The sequence below is a fragment of the Corynebacterium sp. CCUG 61414 genome, from assembly GCF_024453945.1.
In the GTDB taxonomy this organism is placed as follows: Bacteria; Actinomycetota; Actinomycetes; order Mycobacteriales; family Mycobacteriaceae; genus Corynebacterium; species Corynebacterium pseudogenitalium.
This window is the reverse complement of record NZ_JAGPYU010000001.1, coordinates 36,303-54,861: the sequence shown is the minus strand read 5'-3', so window position 1 is coordinate 54,861 and position 18,559 is coordinate 36,303. Positions and strand designations below refer to the sequence as shown.

15 protein-coding genes are annotated in these 18,559 nt (G+C 61.7%); 12 read left to right on the top strand and 3 right to left on the bottom strand.

Going from position 1 to position 18,559, the window contains the following annotated elements; translation table 11 throughout:
• The first annotated feature begins 9 nt into the window (after nucleotides 1–9).
• Nucleotides 10–1,008 carry a nicotinate-nucleotide--dimethylbenzimidazole phosphoribosyltransferase gene (locus KBX14_RS00250; RefSeq protein ID WP_256041646.1) on the top strand — a complete coding sequence of 333 codons (999 nt, stop codon included), beginning with the start codon at nucleotides 10–12 and terminating at the stop codon, nucleotides 1,006–1,008.
• Nucleotides 1,009–1,015: 7 nt separating this feature from the next.
• Here the strand turns inward: KBX14_RS00250 and KBX14_RS00245 are convergent, their stop codons facing one another.
• Nucleotides 1,016–2,131 carry a branched-chain amino acid aminotransferase gene (locus tag KBX14_RS00245; RefSeq protein WP_256041645.1) on the bottom strand — a complete coding sequence of 372 codons (1,116 nt, stop codon included), beginning with the start codon at nucleotides 2,129–2,131 and terminating at the stop codon, nucleotides 1,016–1,018.
• 147 nt (nucleotides 2,132–2,278) lie between these two features.
• Here KBX14_RS00245 and KBX14_RS00240 point away from each other — a divergent pair, with 147 nt between their 5' ends.
• Nucleotides 2,279–3,769 (top strand): leucyl aminopeptidase, encoded by a 1,491-nt coding sequence (locus KBX14_RS00240; protein WP_256041644.1) that lies wholly within the window; start codon nucleotides 2,279–2,281, stop codon nucleotides 3,767–3,769.
• 9 nt (nucleotides 3,770–3,778) lie between these two features.
• Here the strand turns inward: KBX14_RS00240 and KBX14_RS00235 are convergent, their stop codons facing one another.
• Nucleotides 3,779–4,174 (bottom strand): oxidoreductase, encoded by a 396-nt coding sequence (locus tag KBX14_RS00235; protein WP_070363466.1) that lies wholly within the window; start codon nucleotides 4,172–4,174, stop codon nucleotides 3,779–3,781.
• A 156-nt stretch (nucleotides 4,175–4,330) separates the two neighbouring features.
• On the opposite strand from KBX14_RS00235, the gene sucB reads away from it, so the two are divergent.
• The 8 genes from sucB to KBX14_RS00195 all read left to right on the top strand — a co-directional run bounded on the left by sucB (nucleotide 4,331) and on the right by KBX14_RS00195 (nucleotide 14,877).
• Nucleotides 4,331–6,364, top strand: a complete 2,034-nt coding sequence (sucB, locus tag KBX14_RS00230) for a 2-oxoglutarate dehydrogenase, E2 component, dihydrolipoamide succinyltransferase (protein WP_256041643.1) — start codon at nucleotides 4,331–4,333, stop codon at nucleotides 6,362–6,364.
• A 166-nt stretch (nucleotides 6,365–6,530) separates the two neighbouring features.
• On the top strand, nucleotides 6,531–9,389 hold the full coding sequence (gene gcvP / locus KBX14_RS00225; protein ID WP_256041642.1) for an aminomethyl-transferring glycine dehydrogenase: 2,859 nt from the start codon (nucleotides 6,531–6,533) through the stop codon (nucleotides 9,387–9,389).
• 12 nt (nucleotides 9,390–9,401) lie between these two features.
• Complete coding sequence (gene gcvT / locus KBX14_RS00220) at nucleotides 9,402–10,469, top strand: glycine cleavage system aminomethyltransferase GcvT (RefSeq protein ID WP_256001212.1); 1,068 nt, start codon at nucleotides 9,402–9,404, stop codon at nucleotides 10,467–10,469.
• A gap of 2 nt (nucleotides 10,470–10,471) precedes the next feature.
• Nucleotides 10,472–10,864 (top strand): glycine cleavage system protein GcvH, encoded by a 393-nt coding sequence (gene gcvH, locus KBX14_RS00215; protein WP_305083261.1) that lies wholly within the window; start codon nucleotides 10,472–10,474, stop codon nucleotides 10,862–10,864.
• A gap of 18 nt (nucleotides 10,865–10,882) precedes the next feature.
• The gene (gene lipB / locus KBX14_RS00210) at nucleotides 10,883–11,683 is read left to right on the top strand and encodes a lipoyl(octanoyl) transferase LipB (RefSeq protein ID WP_256041641.1); all 801 of its coding nucleotides are present in this window, start codon (nucleotides 10,883–10,885) and stop codon (nucleotides 11,681–11,683) included.
• Between the two features lie 39 nt (nucleotides 11,684–11,722).
• Entirely contained in the window at nucleotides 11,723–12,769 is a 1,047-nt protein-coding gene (lipA, locus tag KBX14_RS00205; RefSeq protein WP_070478033.1) for a lipoyl synthase, read from the top strand.
• 51 nt (nucleotides 12,770–12,820) lie between these two features.
• Complete coding sequence (locus tag KBX14_RS00200; protein ID WP_070477827.1) at nucleotides 12,821–13,609, top strand: DUF4191 domain-containing protein; 789 nt, start codon at nucleotides 12,821–12,823, stop codon at nucleotides 13,607–13,609.
• Nucleotides 13,610–13,611: 2 nt separating this feature from the next.
• Nucleotides 13,612–14,877 carry a threonine/serine exporter ThrE family protein gene (locus KBX14_RS00195; protein ID WP_252932148.1) on the top strand — a complete coding sequence of 422 codons (1,266 nt, stop codon included), beginning with the start codon at nucleotides 13,612–13,614 and terminating at the stop codon, nucleotides 14,875–14,877.
• Here the strand turns inward: KBX14_RS00195 and KBX14_RS00190 are convergent.
• On the bottom strand, nucleotides 14,874–15,350 hold the full coding sequence (locus KBX14_RS00190) for an RDD family protein (RefSeq protein WP_070362177.1): 477 nt from the start codon (nucleotides 15,348–15,350) through the stop codon (nucleotides 14,874–14,876). The genes KBX14_RS00195 and KBX14_RS00190 overlap by 4 nt on opposite strands.
• Nucleotides 15,351–15,451: 101 nt before the next feature.
• Between KBX14_RS00190 and glnA the strand changes: the two genes are divergently transcribed.
• Together glnA and KBX14_RS00180 are read left to right on the top strand one after the other, a co-directional pair.
• On the top strand, nucleotides 15,452–16,888 hold the full coding sequence (gene glnA, locus KBX14_RS00185; RefSeq protein ID WP_252932147.1) for a type I glutamate--ammonia ligase: 1,437 nt from the start codon (nucleotides 15,452–15,454) through the stop codon (nucleotides 16,886–16,888).
• A 482-nt stretch (nucleotides 16,889–17,370) separates the two neighbouring features.
• Nucleotides 17,371–18,525, top strand: a complete 1,155-nt coding sequence (locus KBX14_RS00180) for an AAA family ATPase (protein ID WP_256020966.1) — start codon at nucleotides 17,371–17,373, stop codon at nucleotides 18,523–18,525.
• Nucleotides 18,526–18,559: the final 34 nt, after the last annotated feature.

Genomic DNA, 18,559 nt, shown 5'->3' with positions numbered 1-18,559 from the left:
GGACGTTTCATGGCTGTTGCATTCGACCCGATTGAGCATCCAAGCGAAACCCTGCGCCGCGAGCTTGCCCGCGAACTACTGCGCAGCCCGGAGGGGCGCGGTCTCGGTCGCGTGGGAACGATTGCGGAATGGACTGCCTCGGTGCAAAACCGTACGCGCCCGGTTGCGTTCCGTCAGCCGCAGTGCGTGCTTGTCGCCGGTAACCACGGTGTTGCAGCACGCGGTATTTCCGCGCAGCCGCACGACGCCGCCTGGACCGCTGTAAAGCAGATTGCGGCAGGTAGCGGTGTCGCTCGCGTTGCAGCGGAAGCCGCGGGCGCGTCGATTATTCAGATTAATGACTACTTAACGCTGCCGACAGGCGCGATAGACCGGCAAGCCGCCATGACGCCCGAGGCGTTCGAGCAGGCAGTCGCGCACGGTGCTCGCGTCGTTGACCAGGGCGTAGACAGTGGAGTTGACCTGTTCATTCCTGGAGACATTGGCGTCGGCAATTCGACGGTCGCCGCCGCCGTCTATGGCGCGCTGTCGCGCACCGAGCCGGTCAAGATCATCGGGCGCGGCTCGGGCATCGACGACAACGTCTGGAAAGTGAAAGTTGCGGCAATTCGGGACGCCATGTTCCGGGTGCGCACCTTTAGTGACGACGTCCCCCGCGTCCTTGCCGAGCTTTCGGGGCCAGATTTCGCGTTCCTTGTCGGTATGTTCGCGCAGGCCGCGGTTCGTCGAACCCCCGTACTTTTCGACGGCCTCTACGCCACCATCGCCGCCTACGCCGCCGAGCGCCTCGCACCCGGCACGAAGCGGTGGATCATGGCGGGCCAGCTCAGTCCGGAACCCGCCCAGATGCTGGCGCTCCAGGCCCTCGATATCATTCCGGTGCTGGCACTGGACTTGTCGCTCAACCAGGGAGTGGGCGCGCTCGCAGCGCTGCCGCAAATCAACCTGGCTTCTGAGCTCGTTACTACAGTGCTCGGGCCGGAGGCCCCAGAGGACGCCCCGGCCTGAGATCCCTCTAGTTCTCGGCTGGGACGAGCGTGTGGTTCCAGCCGTGGACGTCTTCGACCGAGCCGTCCTGGATACCGCGCAGGCGCTCGCGCAGCTGCATGGTGATGGTGCCGGCCTCATTGTTGTTTACGGTGAACTCACCGTGGCGGCTCAGCACGCGCCCGACCGGAGTGATCACCGCTGCGGTACCGCATGCAAGCGTCTCACTGATGGTGCCGTTTTCAGCGCCCGTGTGCCACTGCTCCACCGTGATCTTGCGCTCCTCGGTGCTGTAGCCGAGGTCTTCCGCAACCTGCAGCAGCGATTTGCGGGTGATGCCCGCCAGGAGGGAACCGGACAGTGCTGGGGTGATCAACTTCGCGTCCTTCCCGCTGCCCTCGACGAACATGAGGTTCATGCCGCCCATCTCTTCGATGTACTTACGCTCGATGGCGTCGAGCCAGACAACCTGGTCGCAGCCCTTTTCTTCTGCCTCGGCCTGCGCGAGCAGGGAACCCGCGTAGTTGCCAGCGAACTTGGCGTCACCGGTGCCGCCGGGCGCCGCGCGGACGTATTCCTCGGAGATCCACACGCTGACGGGCTTGACGCCGCCGGAGAAGTAGGCGCCAGCTGGGGATGCAATGAGGTAATAGGTGTAGGTGCTCGAGGGCTTCACCCCGAGCGTCTTCTCGGTGCCAATCATAAATGGACGCAGGTACAGCGCCGCTTCCCCACCGGCTTCGGGGACCCAGTCCTTATCAATCGTCACCAGCTGCTGCAGCGACTCGATGAACAGATCCTCCGGCAACTCAGGCATTGCCAGGCGATGCGCGGAATGGGCAAAACGCGTCGCATTCTGCTCGGGGCGGAACGTCGTGATCGAGCCGTCGTGGTGACGGTATGCCTTCAGGCCTTCGAAGATCGCCTGCCCGTAGTGGAAGACGTTGGTCGCCGGGTCCAGCGAGATCGGCCCGTACGGGCGGACCTGCGCGTTATGCCAGCCGTTGGCCTCGTCCCAGTCGATGGAGACCATGTGGTCAGTAAACTCTTGCCCGAAGGCTGGGTTTGCGAGCACTGCATTGCGCTCTTCGTCAGTTGCCTTGTTCGGATTCGGGATAATTTCAAATGGTGTGCCTTGAGTCATGCAGACCACCCTACTCCCCGATTCCACTCTTTGGAACCGGAATTCCATATTTTCTTCCACGCACAAATAGCTTGCCCCGCGCCACGCGTCCCTTATTCCAGGTACCCTTGGCGATGTTCAATAATCTTAAGAAAGGCGCATGTACTCATGACTTTTTCGGTTCCTGAATCGCTGCTCCCGGTCCGGGGCGACTCCGTCTCCCTCAGCTTTTCGACGTCCGCTCCGAGCGACACCGCTGCCCTCTTGCTACCCGTGACCTCGGATGACTCGAAGGTTGAAGTCCCAGTGACCTCGCTGGCACCGAAGGGTGCACTCGAGGCGCTGGAGACAGTCGGCGCGAAGGGCACCGCCGGCGAGATCACCCGCGTGGTCGTTGATGGGAAGTTGGTCATCGCCTTTGGCCTGGGCAACGCCGATGAGATTGATGACGAGACTGTCCGTCGCGCTGTCGGTTCCCTGGCTCGCACACTGTATGGCACGGAGTCTGCGGTGATCTCGACTGAATTCGGCGTCGCCCCCGTCGTGGAGGGCCTGCTGCTCGGCGCGTACAAGTACAAAGGCTTCAAGGCCCCGTGCCAGTGCGGCTGCGACGGCGAGCACGGACTTACCGACGTCACCGTTGTAGGCAAGGACGACGAAAAGGAAGCATTCGACCAGGCAGTGATTCTCGCCGAGTCGGTCATGCTGGCGCGCGATCTTGTGAACACGCCGTCGAACCACCTCTACCCTGCCGTGTACGCGGAGCTCATCGAGAACGTCGGCACGCAGGTTGGACTCGAGGTCGAGGTGTTCGACGAGAAGCAGCTTGAGGAGCAGGGCTTCGGCGGCATCCTCGCGGTCGGCAAAGGCTCCGCCCGCGCGCCGCGCCTGGTGCACCTGAAGTGGACGCCTTCCGCGTCGAAGTCCTCTGTCGCGTTGGTTGGCAAGGGCATCACCTTCGATACCGGCGGCATCTCCCTCAAGCCGGGTGCGAAGATGGAGGACATGATTTCCGACATGGGCGGCTCTGCTGCTCAGTTCGGCGCAATTGTTGCAGCTGCCCGCCTCAACCTGGATGTTGCGGTCGACGCCTGGCTGCCACTCGCGGAGAACATGCCATCCGGCACTGCCACCCGCCCGGGCGACGTGATTCGCCACTACGGCGGCATCACCAGCGAGGTACTCAACACCGACGCTGAAGGGCGCCTCGTGCTGGCGGACGCGATGGCACGCGCGGCTGAAGATAACCCTGACTTCATGATTGAGACGTCCACGCTGACCGGCGCTCAGCTCGTCGCCCTCGGCAACCGCACTGCCGGCGTCATGGGCTCTGATGAGTTCCGCGACCGCGTCGCTGCGCTGGGCCGCGAGGTTGGCGAGCAGGCCTGGGCGATGCCGCTGCTGGAGGAACAGGAAGAAGAGCTGAAGTCCCCCGTCGCCGATATCCGCAACGTCCACAATGCCCGTACCGGCGGCATGCTGTTCGCTGGCCTGTACCTGTCCCGCTTCGTCGGCGAGGGCACCGAGTGGGTGCACATCGACGTCGCCGGCCCGGCGTGGAACGGTGGCTCGCCACGCGGCTACACGCCGAAGCGCGCGACCGGCGCCCCGCTGCGCACGATCGTTGCAACGCTTCGCAGCATTGCTGAAGCCAACTAGTCCCCGGATTTAGGAAAAGGGATGTTCGCCGCGCTCAAACTTGGCGCGGCGTTCTTTCTGTTCCGCTCGCTTCCGCAGGATGCGTTCTTGCTCCATCTTGCGACGCATCCGGTCCGGGTACCCGGTCTCTTCGACGTCATAAAGAGATATATTCAGCAGCGTAGCGACGGCGTCGATACCTTTGGGACCTCCGATGCGTCGGCGGGTGTAGTTGCCCTCTTCATCGACAAGCACGACGGACATCTCGTTGACCATCGTTTCCGGCTCAACAAACCCCTCAACGAAGGCACGCTGCGCAACCCATTCCTGGAGGTAGGCAGCGTCTTCCGGCCGGATGGTTTCGCCGGGCGCGCGTGGGGGTTTGAAGGTGGTCTGCTTCTTCCGCTTGCCGAACAGGTTAAACACTTCTCTCATCATACGGATATTTCTCGACGCCCCAATTCTGCGTTTGGTGGCCTTCAACAAATTAGTTGCCCCCGAAAGGCACGAAAGTCTTCGGTGACAGGTACGCTATTGATCTGTATAGCTTCTACGAAAATGTATCTGCGAGGAGACTAAATTATGGCGCACTCTGTCGAGATGCCTGAGCTGGGCGAATCCGTCACGGAAGGCACTATCACCACCTGGCTGAAGGAAGTCGGCGACAAGGTAGAGGTCGACGAACCATTGCTGGAGGTTTCCACCGATAAGGTCGACACGGAGATTCCTTCCCCTGTCGCCGGTGTAATCCTCGAGATTAAGGCCGAGGAAGACGACACCGTTGATGTCGGTGACGTGATTGTGATTATCGGCGAAGAAGGCGAAGCCCCGGCATCGGACTCGGCAAAGGACGAGGAGCCTCAGGAAGAAGAGGAGCCAAAGAAAGCTCCGGAGGAAGAGAAGGCTGACAAGCCTTCCTCCGGCAACGCCACCGACGTCTCCATGCCTGAGCTTGGCGAATCCGTCACCGAAGGCACCATCACCACCTGGCTGAAGGAAGTCGGCGACACCGTCGAGGTCGACGAGCCACTGCTCGAGGTCTCCACCGACAAGGTCGATACCGAGATTCCTTCCCCTGTCGCAGGCACCCTCGTAGAGATCCTCGCTGAGGAAGACGACACCGTCGAGGTCGGCGAAGTCATCGCCCGCATCGGCGACGCTGACGCCAAGCCAGCTGAAAAGGAAGCTCCAAAGGCCGAAGAGCCAAAGGAAGAAAAGAAGGAAGCTCCGGAGGAAGAGAAGGCTGACAAGCCAGCCTCCGGCGACGCTACCGACGTCTCCATGCCTGAGCTCGGCGAATCCGTCACCGAAGGCACCATCACCACCTGGCTGAAGGAAGTCGGCGACACCGTCGAGGTCGACGAGCCACTGCTCGAGGTCTCCACCGACAAGGTCGATACCGAGATTCCTTCCCCTGTCGCAGGCACGCTCGTAGAGATTCTCGCTGAGGAAGACGACACCGTCGAGGTCGGCGAAGTCATCGCCCGCATCGGCGACGCTGACGCCAAGCCAGCTGAAAAGGAAGCTCCAAAGACCGAAGAGCCAAAGGAAGAACCCAAGGAAGAAAAGAAGGAAGCCCCGAAGGCCAAGGAGCCTAAGGAAGAGAAGCCGAAGGAAGACAAGCCAGCACAGCAGGCTTCGACCAAGGTGAACAAGTCCGACGGTTCCCTCCCGTACGTCACCCCGCTCGTGCGCAAGCTTGCGGAAAAGCACGGCGTTGATCTTTCCACGGTTGAGGGCACCGGCGTTGGTGGCCGCATTCGCAAGCAGGACGTGATCGCTGCAGCGAAGGGTGGATCCGACGACAAGGCCGAGGCATCGGCTCCGAAGTCCGAGGAGAAGAAGGGCGCTCGCTCCAACTGGTCCACCAAGTCCGTGGATCCGGAGAAGCAGTCGCTGATCGGCACCACCCAGAAGGTCAACCGCATCCGCGAGATCACCGCTGCGAAGATGGTCGAGTCGCTGCAGACCACGGCTCAGCTCACGCACGTTCAGGAAGTCGACGTCACCCGCATCGCAGAGCTGCGCAAGCGCGTGAAGCCGGAGTTCATCAAGAAGCACGACGCCAACATCACCTACCTCGCGTTCTTCATCAAGGCGACAGCGGAAGCCCTTGTCTCCCACCCGAACGTCAACGCGTCCTATGATGCGGAGAAGAAGGAGATCACCTACCACGAGGACGTCAATATTGGTGTCGCAGTGGATACGCCACAGGGCCTGCTCGTGCCGGTGATCAAGCGTGCACAGGACCTGAACCTGGCGCAGATCGCGCAAGCTATCAACGACCTGGCGACCCGCGCACGCAACAAGAAGCTGCGCCCGGACGACCTGTCTGGTGCAACGTTCACGGTGACCAACATCGGTTCCGAAGGTGCACTGCTGGATACGCCGGTGCTCACCCCGCCACAGGCAGGCATCCTGGGTACCGCGGCGATTGAGAAGCGCCCGGTCATCGTTACAGAGGAAGGTAGCGACTCCATCGCGATCCGCCAGATGTGCTACCTGCCATTCACCTACGATCACCAGCTGATCGACGGCGCAGATGCAGGCCGCTTCGTCACCACGATCAAGGACCGCATCGAAACCGGCGACTTTGAAGACGACCTGGACCTCTAAAACAGGTCAAGATGAGGAATCTTAGCGGTGGCCCCAATACCAATACGGTGTTGGGGCCACCGCTGTTTTCACCTCCGCATATTTTCAGCTGACTGGCCGACCCAGGCCAGTTTTGCGCCGTAGACTATTCACGACATCAGGTTCAGAACTACCAAAGGAGTAGATCTTGGATTACATCACCCGCCATATCGGTCCGGACACGCAGGAAACGGAGGCGATGCTCGCAAAAGTCGGCTACGACTCGCTCGAGGCGCTGACCACTGCCGCGATCCCTGCCGATCTGCTACTTCAAGGGCCACTCAACCTTCCCGCCCCGCTCACGGAATACCAGGCGCAGGATCGGTTGCGGGAGCTGGCGTCGAAAAATGAGGTACTCAAGGCGTTCTACGGTCAGGGGTACTCGTCGACGTTGACGCCGCCGGTAATTCGGCGCGGTGTGGTCGAGGATGCTGGGTGGTACACGGCGTATACGCCGTATCAGCCTGAGATTTCGCAGGGTCGTCTTGAGGCACTGCTGAACTTCCAAACTATGGTGCAGGACCTGACCGGCCTGGACATTGCGAACGCTTCCCTGCTGGATGAGGCTTCGGCGGCTGCGGAGGCTGTCGGCTTGATGGCTCGCGCAGTGCGCAAGGGTCGGACGGTGCTGCTGGATGCGCGCCTGCACCCGCAGGTGTTGCGGGTCGCGTCGGAGCGTGCTCGCACGCTTGACCTCGAGGTGGAGGTCGTTGACCTGCGTGAGGGGGTCGTGGGAGAGGGCCTCGTGGGTGCCATCGTGGCCTACCCCGGCACCGAGGGCGACGTGGTTGATCCTCGCGCGGTGGTCGAGGCGGTGCACGAGCGCGGGGGCTTGGTCGCGGTGGATGCGGATATTCTTGCGCTGACGCTGCTGGAGTCCCCTGGTGAGCTTGGCGCGGATATCGCGATCGGGTCCACGCAGCGCTTCGGCGTTCCGCTGTTCTATGGTGGCCCGCACGCCGCGTACATGGCGGTCAAGGAGAAGATGAAGCGCCAGCTGCCGGGCCGCCTGGTGGGTGTGTCGAAGGACGCGGAGGGCACTCCTGCCTACCGCCTGGCGCTGCAGACCCGTGAGCAGCATATTCGTCGCGAGCGCGCGACCTCCAACATCTGTACCGCGCAGGCGTTGCTCGCGGTGACAGCGTCGATGTACGCCGTGTACCACGGCCCACGCGGTCTTGAAGCTATCGCTGCTCAGGTGCACGACTGGGCGGCGCGTTTCGCCAAGTCCCTGCGTGACGCTGGTGTCGAGCTAAAGCACGACGCGTTCTTCGACACGGTGGCCGTCGTCGTGGACAACTCGGAGGCGGTGTGCGAGCGTTTGGCGGATGCGGGCTACCTGGTGCGTCCGATTGACGCGACCACGGTGGGTGTCTCCTTCGGTGAGGACACGTCGGAGGACGACCTCGCGGCGCTGCTCGCTGGCTTCGGCGTCGATACGGTGGCCAACGAAGCGCCGTCCGCGCTGCCCGAGGCGCTACATCGCGCGACGGAGTTTATGACGCACCCCAACTTCAACTCGGTGCATTCTGAGACGCAGATGATGCGCTACATCCGCAAGCTCGGCGACAAGGACCTCGCGCTGGATCGCACGATGATCCCGCTGGGTTCCTGCACGATGAAGCTGAACCCGACCGCGGGCCTAGAGACCATCACGTGGCCAGCATTCGCGAACGTGCACCCGTACACACCGGATCGCTTCACGGCTGGTTGGAGGGAGCTTATCGACGAGCTCCGCGCCTGGCTTGTCGAAATCACCGGATACGCCGAGGTATCTATGCAGCCAAACTCGGGTGCGACGGGCGAGCTGGCTGGCCTGTTGGCGATTCGCCGCTACCACGTGTCCCGCGGTGACCATGGGCGTGACATCTGCTTGATCCCGGCGTCGGCGCACGGTACGAACGCTGCGTCGGCGACGCTTGCGAACCTTCGGGTGGTCGTCGTCAAGACGGCTGAGGATGGCTCGATCGATCTGGCTGATTTGGATGCGAAGCTGGAGCAACACGGCGAGCACGTCGCGGCGATTATGGTCACGTACCCGTCTACTCACGGTGTGTACGAGGACACGGTGCAGGCGGTCGCAGAGAAGGTCCACGCGGTGGGTGGCCAGGTCTACATCGATGGCGCGAATATGAACGCGTTGACTGGGCTTGCGCGGCCGGGCGACTTCGGTGGCGACGTGTCTCACCTGAACCTGCATAAGACGTTTACGATTCCGCACGGTGGCGGCGGGCCGGGCGTCGGCCCGATTGGTGTGGCGGAGCACCTGATTCCGTTCCTGCCGACGGACCCGAACGTGGATCCAACGCATGCGGCCGACCCTGCCCCGGTTGGTGAGGGTGTGCCGGTAGCCGCGGCGAAGTTCGGCTCGGCGGGCGTGCTGCAAATCGCGTGGTCTTACATCGCGATGAGCGGTGCGGAGGGGTTGGCGTCCGCAACTGCGCATGCGGTGCTGGCGGCGAACTACGTGGCGAACGAGCTGCATGATTCCTTCCCGGTCCTCTACACCGGCGAGCACGGGCTGGTGGGCCACGAGTGCATCCTGGACCTGCGCGAGCTGACGGACCGCTCGGGCGTGACCGCGGCGGATGTGGCGAAGCGCCTGGTGGACTACGGTTTCCACGCCCCTACCCTGGCGTTCCCGGTGGCGGGCACGCTGATGGTGGAGCCGACCGAGTCCGAGGATCTGGACGAGCTGGATCGCTTCATCGAGGCGATGCGTTCCATCCGCACGGAGATCCAGGAGATCATCGACGGCAAGGTATCCTACGAGGCCTCCGTCCTGCACCATGCGCCGTTTACCGCGCACAGCGTCGCTAGCACTGCGTGGGACTACGAGTTCTCCCGCGAGCAGGCCGCCTACCCGGTAGAGCGCTTGGTGCGCGAGAAGTACTTCCCGCCTGTGCGCCGCATTGATGAGGCGTACGGCGACCGCAACCTGGTGTGCTCCTGCCCGCCGCCGGAGGCGTTTGATATTTCTGAAAGTTCAGCGAGTGCGGAAAAGTAAGGAGTGATTGTGATGGCTGAGACCCCTTTGTTTGCAGCGCATGAGGAGCTTGGTGCTTCCTTTACGGACTTCGGTGGCTGGAACATGCCGCTGAAGTACGACAACGAGCTTGCGGAGCACCGTGCGGTGCGCGAGCGCGTCGGCATCTTTGATCTCTCCCACATGGGCGAGATTGATGTACGCGGCCCCCAGGCTGCGGAGTTTTTGGACTACACGTTGATTTCCACGCTGTCTACGTTGCGTGTTGGCAAGGCGAAGTACTCGATGATCGTGGCCGAAGATGGCGGCATCATCGACGATTTGATCTCCTACCGCCTCGCAGACGATCACTTCCTGGTCGTGCCGAACGCTGGCAACACGCCCGCGGTGTGGGAGGCATTCCAAAAGCGCGCAGCAAACTTCGATGTAGAGCTGACGAACCGTAGCGCGGACGTCGCGCTTGTTGCGGTGCAGGGCCCTGATTCCTTATCGACGATCGCTTCGCACCTCGACGGCGACGCCGGTGCCTTGGCGTACTACTCGGCGGCACCGATGCGCTTCGGTGACTGCGACGTCTTGGTCGCCCGAACCGGCTACACCGGCGAGGACGGCTTCGAGATCTACTGCGACCGCGAAGACGCCCGCGCGATCTGGGACGCTCTCGCACCGAACGCGACGCCGTGTGGCCTGGCTGCGCGCGACTCCCTGCGGCTCGAGGCGTCGATGCCGCTGTACGGCCACGAGCTTTCCCGCGAGATCACCCCGGTCGAGGCCGGGATGGGCCGCGCGTTTGCGAAGAAAGAGGCGGACTTCGTGGGCAAGGACGCGCTTGTCAGCCGCGAGCCCTCGGTGGTTATTGCCGGCCTGTCGTCGGAGCAGCGTCGCGCCGCTCGCGAGGGTGCCGAGATCTACCTGGGCGATACGCGCATCGGCGTGGTCACCTCCGGGCAGCCTTCGCCCACGCTGCAGCGTCCGGTGGCGCTCGCACACATCGACCCAGCGCACGCCGAGGTTGGCACGGATGTTGAGATTGATATCCGCGGCCGCCGCTATCCGTTTACTATTGTGGACACACCGTTCTATTCCCGAAAGGACAAGTAATCATGTCTTTGAACCCTGATTTTTACTACTCGGAGGACCACGAGTGGATCAACGCTCGCCCTGAGGATGCTGCTGGCACCAAGGTGCGCGTAGGCATCACGAACGTTGCGGCGGATCGCCTCGGCGAGGTCGTGTTCGCTGAGCTGCCGCAGGTCGGCGACCAGGTCACGGCTGGTGAGACGTGCGGTGAGGTGGAATCGACGAAGTCGGTGTCTGACCTGTACGCACCGGTGACTGGCACGGTCACCGCGGTCAACGAGGACATTGATGGCGCCTACGAGACCATCAACGAGGACCCGTTCGGTGCTGGCTGGCTCTTCGAGGTTGAGGTCGAAGAGGTTGGTCCGCTGATGACGGCGGACGAGTACGCTGCCGCTAACGGTGTCGAAAACTAGCGACTATCGTTGGCAGGCATGACAGCTCCACGCGATCCGTTCTTCCCTGCCGACAAATCCATTCGGGCCTCAGCCGCGCCTATTGATGTGCGCGAGCTGGGGCTCGTTGATTATGAGGAAGCCTGGCACCTCCAGGCGGACTTGGCCAAGCAGCGAGCGGCAGACGAGATCCCGGACACAGTGCTGGTGCTGCAGCACCCCTCGGTGTTTACCGCGGGCAAGCGAACCCAGCCGGAGGATCTCCCGGATGCGGCCTACCCCGTGCCCGTCGTGGACGTTGATCGCGGAGGACGCATCACGTGGCACGGCGAGGGCCAGCTTGTCCTTTACCCCATCATCAAGCTCGCCCAGCCGGTAGACGTCGTGGACTACGTGCGCCGCCTGGAGGAGGCCATCATCGAGACGGTGCGCAAGGCGGGGGTACATGCCGCCGGGCGTATCGACGGCCGCTCCGGCGTCTGGGTGCCAAAAACCGTCGACGCGGCGGATAGCTCGGCGTCGCACCGCGATAGGAAGATCGCGGCGCTGGGTATCCGCATCACCCGCGGAGTGACCATGCATGGGCTCGCGCTGAACTGCGACAACACCTTGGAGCACTACGGCCACATCGTTGCGTGCGGCATCGACGACGCCGACGTGACCACGATGAGCCTGGAGCTCGGCCGCGACGTCACACTTGAGGAGATGACCGCTCCGCTGCTCGACGCCCTCAAGCGCGCCCTTGCAGGCGAGCTCGTGGTGGCCGACCACAGCTTTGGTTCGGCACCGGATCCGACGAAGGGGCTCAAACGTCGAGATGTAAGGCGAGCCTCCCATTAAACCTCGACTTTGGAGGGGCTGTCCGTTACGGTGGACGGCGTGACTATTGCACCAGAAGGACGCAAACTACTTCGCGTAGAAAAACGCAACGCTCAGACCCCTATCGAGTCGAAACCGCGTTGGATCCGCAACGCGGTCAAGACCGGCCCTGAGTACGAGGACATGAAAAAGAAGGTGAAGGGCGCGTCCCTTCACACCGTGTGCCAGGAGGCCGGCTGCCCCAACATTCACGAGTGCTGGGAGTCGCGCGAGGCGACATTCCTGATCGGTGGCGCGAACTGCTCTCGTCGCTGTGACTTCTGCCAGATCAACTCGGCGAAGCCCGAGCCGCTCGACGTCAACGAGCCACAGCGTGTGGCGGAGTCAGTTCGCGAGATGAACCTGAACTACTCCACCATCACCGGTGTGACCCGCGACGACCTCGAGGATGAGGGCGCGTGGCTGTATGCGGAGGTTGTGCGCAAGATTCACGAGCTCAACCCGCATACTGGCGTCGAAAATCTCACCCCGGACTTTTCCGGCAAGCCGGATCTGCTCCAGGAGGTCTTTGAAGCTCGTCCGGAGGTCTTCGCGCACAACGTGGAGACGGTCCCGCGCATCTTTAAGCGCATCCGCCCGGCGTTCCGCTACGACCGCTCTCTGGACGTCATCCGCCAGGCGCGCGACTTCGGTTTGATCACCAAGTCCAACCTGATCCTGGGCATGGGTGAGACCCAGGAAGAGGTCTTGCAGGCGCTGCAAGACCTTGTTGACGCCGGCACCGACATCATCACGATCACCCAGTACCTGCGCCCCGGCCCGATGTACCACCCGATCGACCGTTGGGTAAAGCCCGAAGAGTTCATCGAGTACCGCGACGCGGCCTACGAGATGGGCTTCGGCGCCGTCATGTCGGGTCCACTGGTGCGCTCCTCATACCGCGCGGGCAAGCTCTACGTCGAGGCGATGGAGCACCGCGGCCTGGAGTTGCCGGAAAACCTGCGCCACCTGGCGGAAACCTCGAAGGGCGACACTGCCCAGGAAGCCTCGACGCTCCTGGAGAAGTACGGTGCTTCGAAGGATCACCCGGTAGCAACACGTTCCTAACCCGCTTTGGCCACTTTGGTCCGGCCATGTTCGTGACATAGAGTTGACGGCATGGCTCAGTCGAAGGATAAGGCAGCCCTGAAGGCTGCGAAGAAGCAGGAGCGCGCCGCGAAGCGCGCAAAGGGAAAGCAGACACGTAGCCAGATTTGGCAGGCGTTTCAGATTCAGCGCAAGCGGGATAAGAAGCTCATCCCGATTATGCTGGCCTGCCTGCTTGGCATGGGTCTGCTTTTCTTCTTGATCGGCCTCATTTGGGGCGGCCAGTGGTACATGCTGGCGCTCGGCTTGGCGTTCGGTACCGTGCTGGCGATGTGGATGTTCACCCGCCGCTTGGAGCGCTCGATGTACGACGAGGTCGGTGACACCCCGGGCGTTGCCGGTTGGACGCTGGAGAACTTGCGTAACTCCGTCGGCATGGTGTGGATCACCAAGACCGGCGTGCAGGCCAACACCCATATGGATACCGTGCACCGCGTGATTGGCCTGCCAGGCGTCATCCTGGTCGGTGAGGGCAACGAGAACCGCCTGCGCACCCTGATGAAGAAGGAGTCCCGCCGCGTGGACCGCCTGCTGGCAGGCGTACCAATCCACGAGGTGTACGTGGGCGAAGGCGAAGGCCAGGTTGCAGTACGTGACCTGCAGAAGCACTTGATGAAGCTGCCACGCCACTACCGCAAGGATGACGTCTACTCCATGAGCGCCAAGCTCGAGGCGATGGACGCTCGTACGCAGCCTGGCCAGATGCCTGGTCTGCCTGGCGGCCCGCTGCCGAAGCAGGCCCAGAACATGGCGGGTATGAACCGCCGTATGCGCCGAATGCAGCAGCGTCAAGGCAAGTAAGTATGTCTTCCTTCGACATGGGCGTCGAGGCCAGCACCGCGCTGCGCCTCGGCGCTCTTTTGTTGTCCGCGGGCGCTCCCGGCTACCGAGTCACCCGCGCCGTGAAGCGTTGTGCCCGCGCAATGCACTTCGACGACGCCGACGTGGTCGTCGGCTTCGACACGATCACGTGCACTGTCCACCGCGGTGATAATTTCCGCACGCTCGTGGCTGATCTTCCGCTGCCAGGGGTGAACGCGTCGCGCATCGAGGCGCTCGAGAACCTCACCAAGCACGAGATGCACCGCTACACCACCGCGGAAGAAATCAACGCCGCCATCGACGAGATTGAGGCAATCCCTACTCCACGTTGGGGTCCGCTGACCTCCAGCTGCGCGGCTGGCCTTGCATGTGGTGGCTTCGCGGTGCTGAACCACTTTTCCTACTTCACCGCGTTACTCGTGATTATTGCGGCTGGTGTGGGCCAGTACGTCCGTCTGCGATTGGGGCGTCGACACCTCCTGCAACTAGGCGTCGTGATGGCAGCGGCCCTGGTGTCAACGCTGCTGTTCCTGGCGCTCGCGTGGGCACTGCCCCACTCCGACTTTGAGCTCTCCGCGGGCTTCGTCCCCGCCATTTTGTACCTGGTGCCGGGCTTTCCCCTGTTCGTTTCTTTGATGGATCTCTCCCGCTTCGACTTCACCTCGGGGCTGCCGAGGCTCTTCTTCGCGCTCGAAGTGGTCCTCACCATGATGCTGACGGTTGCGGTCATCGCGATGGTCACCGATGCGCCCGCCCCCAGTACGGTCAGCGCAACCCCGGATCCTGCGTTTTACGGGGCTGCGGCGCTCGCCAGCTTCGTCTCCGTGGGTGGGTTCGCCATTTTGTTTAATGCCTCACGCAGGATGACACTTTTGGCAGCCACGCTCGGCACTGTCGCCAATGTGTTGCGTCTCATGCTTGTCGACGCCCACGTGGAATACTTCCTCGCCTGCCTGCTGGGGACCCTTGTGATCGGCATTCTTGGGTCCTGGCTGGGCCAGCACTTTCGGGTGCCGCGCACCACGGTGACCATCCCCGCAGCCGTGGTCATGATCCCCGGCCCCACCATTTACGCGGCGCTGCACCAGATCACGAACGGCAATATCTCCGCGGCAATCGACTCGACTACCGCCGTCGTGCTCACGGTATTGTTCCTCTCTGGAGGCCTGACGGTGGCCCGTCTGCTCACTGACAAGAACTGGGCGTTCCAGCGCACCGTGGAATTCCGCCCGTTGGAGGAACCCTAGCTGCGGATCACGGTCGTGTTGGTCGCACGATCGTGCATGCCGCGGCCGTCGGCGTCGACAAGCGCTGCGGGCAGAATGAACGCAGTGAGCAGCGTGCGCACTGCCGCGCGCCACAGCCCGACGGGCTCTTCCGCGTCGACGCGGGCCACCCCCATCCCGAGGATCGCCATGCCCGGCGTGCGTGCAAATAGCCAACCGCAAATGATGCCCAACACGATCCACAACAGATACGTCAACGTCGACGTGCCACCGAAAACGGTGGTGTTGGCATGAATGATCGCTGCAGCCGCCCAGGCAATTGCCCAGTCGATCGCGACGCCTCCCATGCGTCGCGCCACCGACGCCTGCGCGCCCGCGCCCTCCTTCGGCAGCCCAAGAAACTGCCCCGGGTAGTCAGGGATCGCATCATCGCCTTTGAACTGGCCGGGAAGCTCCGGGCCGTCGAGCCATCGTTTTCCTTGGGGTGCAGACATGCGACATAGCCTATCCTCTTTTCCCGAAAAGCTGTTACAGAGCGGGAGCTACACGCTAGAATTGTGCGAAGTTCCCAACGCCGTCCGAAGGAGAAAAGGTCGTGTCTTTCGAAACTATCGAAGACGTAAAGAAGTTCATTCAGGACGAGAACGTGGAGTTTGTCGACGTCCGGTTTACCGACGTCCCCGGCATCGAGCACCACTTCTCTATCCCTGCCTCCATGTTTGACGAAACCGTCATGGAAGAAGGCCTCGCCTTCGACGGCTCATCGATTCGTGGCTTTACCACCATCGAAGAGTCCGACATGACGCTCATGCCGGATCTCGCCACCGCGAAGCTGGACCAGTTCCGCGCAGCGAAGACCCTGAACGTGAAGTTCTTCGTCAACGACCCATTCACCCTCGAAGCGTTCTCCCGCGACCCGCGCAACGTTGCGCGCAAGGCGGAGCAGTACCTGGCTTCCACCGGCATCGCCGATACCTGTAGCTTTGGCGCCGAGGCCGAGTTCTACCTCTTCGACTCCATCCGATACGAGGTCGAAGGCCACCGCGCGTTCTACGAGATTGACGCCGAAGAAGGCTGGTGGAATCGTGGCAAGGAAACAGATGCAGTCGGCGGCCCGAACCTTGGCTACCACAACCGCGTCAAGGGCGGCTACTTCCCCGTCCCACCACACGACAAGACCGTCGACGTGCGCGACGCCATGGTCAAGAACCTGCGCGAATCCGGCTTCGAAATCGAACGCTTCCACCGCGAGGTAGGCAACGGCGGCCAGCAGGAGATCAACTACCGCTTCAACACCCTGCTGCACGCGGCTGACGACCTGCAGGACTTCAAATACATCGTCAAGAACACCGCCACCCAGTACGGCAAGACGGCCACCTTTATGCCGAAGCCCCTGGCCGGTGACAACGGTTCCGGAATGCACGCCCACCAGTCCCTCTGGAAGGACGGCAAGCCACTGTTCTACGACGAGAACGGCTACGGCGGGCTCTCCAACATCGCCCGCTGGTACATCGGCGGCATCCTTGAGCACGCCGGCGCTGTCCTTGCGTTTACCAACCCGACGCTGAACTCCTACCACCGCCTGGTGCCAGGTTTCGAGGCCCCAATCAACCTGGTGTACTCCCAGCGCAACCGCTCTGCCGCGATCCGCATCCCGATCACTGGCACCAACCCGAAGGCGAAGCGCATCGAGTTCCGCGCACCGGACCCATCAGGCAACCCGTACCTCGGCTTCGCTGCCATGATGATGGCAGGCCTCGACGGTGTGAAGAATCGCATCGAGCCACACGCTCCGGTGGACAAGGACCTCTACGAGCTGCCACCGGAGGAAGCCAAGGACATCCCGCAGGCGCCGACTTCGCTCGAGGCGTCGCTCCAGGCGCTGCAGGACGACTACGAATTCCTCACCGAAGGCGACGTCTTCACCGAAGACCTCATCGACACGTACGTGAAGCTGAAGTACGACAGTGAGATCACCCCGGCACGCCTGCGCCCGACGCCGCTGGAGTTTGAGCTGTACTTTGACTGCTAGATTCTGAGCCCAGGTTCGTCCTGGCCTCTTGCCCACGGTTTCCGTCACGGTTGCCGTGGGTTTTTCTTTGTCTTCTTCCTGTGCAGCGGACTTTTGCACCACATTCCCTCACGCGAAATCGGCGACCTGCGCATTTGCCGACGTCCCCTTCCCAAACCCAGGAATCTGGTGCGGGCCGCTTCGTGCCAGTGCCAAAAGACACAACACATAACATCTAGTCCTTTTGTGACCTGCAGGAACGTGGAGGTCGAAATTCAAACTTGCGCCCCCTGTCACTACGCTTCAGGCCCGGACACCAAATTCCCCATTTCCCCCAGAAAGACTTGAGTATTTCCCCAGGTGACAGAAGTCCGCGGACGGATTGTGGTGCACAGCTCGCCCACAGAAACCAGTTCCATCCGCCCCGCTATACACAACTCCACACAAACCACATAACTCCACATAAACCACACATCTCCACACAAGAGCGCTAATGTGTAACTATGACGACCACACAAAACCCTTTCCGTGCTTCGCTTGGGACGAGCCCACCGCTCCTAGTCGGCCGCGACGAAGTAATCGATGACTTCAGACTCGGTCTTGAAGAAGGGCCAGGTGCACACGAACGCATCTCACTCCTCGTTGGCGCACGAGGTATTGGAAAAACAGCCCTACTCAACGAGTTAGAAGACACCGCAAAAGACACTGGGTGGCTAACGTTTTCCGAAACGGCGACTGAGGGGTTCGTCGATAAGTTGAGAGACCAGCTTACAGAGTTTCTCGAGAGCGATGCGCCGACCCGAACCTCTTTTCAAGTTGGTCCGAGTGCTTTGCGTCTCAAGCATGAGTTCGAACGGCCTGCTCAAAGGCCACGTTCACTCCGTACTCTACTCACGGAGGTCCTTGACACGCTCGCGAACCACAACAGGTTTAACCGTTCTGCCAGTGGTGTCTTAATTACGGTCGATGAGCTTCATTTCGTACATCATGATGAAATTGTTGAGTTCGCGACGGCTATTCAACACCTCGTTCGAGAAAACAGGGAAATCGCCGTGGTAATGGCCGGTATTCCAAGTTCGGTGAGACCTCTGCTTGCCAGTGACGAAGGGCGCAATCCAATCACTTTCTTAAGGCGTGCAAACCGCGTGGATCTCGGCCGACTCAGAGGTACAGAGGTCCGTGAGGGGCTCACAGTTCCCGTCCAACAGGCCGGACGCTCGTGGGACGAGGGAGCCCTTGTGTCAGCTGTCCAAGCTACTGGAGGTTATCCGTTCATGATCCAGTTGATTGGCAACTTCGCTTGGCGCTTTGAATCCTCTGACACAATTCAATTGGAGGCTACAGAAAAGGCCATTACGCGTGCACGAAAGAAACTCGGGCAACTTGTTCATGAACCAGCGCTCAACGATCTTTCTGCGGAGGATCGTAGGTTCCTTGCGGCAATGTCGCTTGATGATGGTGCCTCGAAAATCAGCGATGTCGCCAGCCGCCTCGAAGTGAGCGAACAACAAGCGTACAACTATCGACGCCGCCTTAGCGAAGCCGACTTAATCACTTACGACCGCGGCACCGCAGACTTCGCTCTCCCCTATCTGCGCGAGTACCTTCGCACCCATGTGGTCGCAGATATTCTTCGTCTGCCCGAGTTCGATGCCTAATTACCGGGATCGCTTTGATTTCTTAGAACGAAGG

Excerpts from the sequence above, each read along its gene's own strand:
- KBX14_RS00250 (WP_256041646.1), top strand. The coding sequence starts at position 10 with ATGGCTGTTGCATTCGACCCGATTGAGCATCCAAGCGAAACCCTGCGC.
- KBX14_RS00245 (WP_256041645.1), bottom strand. The coding sequence starts at position 2,131 with ATGACTCAAGGCACACCATTTGAAATTATCCCGAATCCGAACAAGGCA.
- KBX14_RS00240 (WP_256041644.1), top strand. The coding sequence starts at position 2,279 with ATGACTTTTTCGGTTCCTGAATCGCTGCTCCCGGTCCGGGGCGACTCC.
- sucB (WP_256041643.1), top strand. The coding sequence starts at position 4,331 with ATGGCGCACTCTGTCGAGATGCCTGAGCTGGGCGAATCCGTCACGGAA.
- gcvT (WP_256001212.1), top strand. The coding sequence starts at position 9,402 with ATGGCTGAGACCCCTTTGTTTGCAGCGCATGAGGAGCTTGGTGCTTCC.
- gcvH (WP_305083261.1), top strand. The coding sequence starts at position 10,472 with ATGTCTTTGAACCCTGATTTTTACTACTCGGAGGACCACGAGTGGATC.
- lipB (WP_256041641.1), top strand. The coding sequence starts at position 10,883 with ATGACAGCTCCACGCGATCCGTTCTTCCCTGCCGACAAATCCATTCGG.
- KBX14_RS00200 (WP_070477827.1), top strand. The coding sequence starts at position 12,821 with ATGGCTCAGTCGAAGGATAAGGCAGCCCTGAAGGCTGCGAAGAAGCAG.
- KBX14_RS00195 (WP_252932148.1), top strand. The coding sequence starts at position 13,612 with ATGTCTTCCTTCGACATGGGCGTCGAGGCCAGCACCGCGCTGCGCCTC.
- KBX14_RS00190 (WP_070362177.1), bottom strand. The coding sequence starts at position 15,350 with ATGTCTGCACCCCAAGGAAAACGATGGCTCGACGGCCCGGAGCTTCCC.
- KBX14_RS00180 (WP_256020966.1), top strand. The coding sequence starts at position 17,371 with ATGACGACCACACAAAACCCTTTCCGTGCTTCGCTTGGGACGAGCCCA.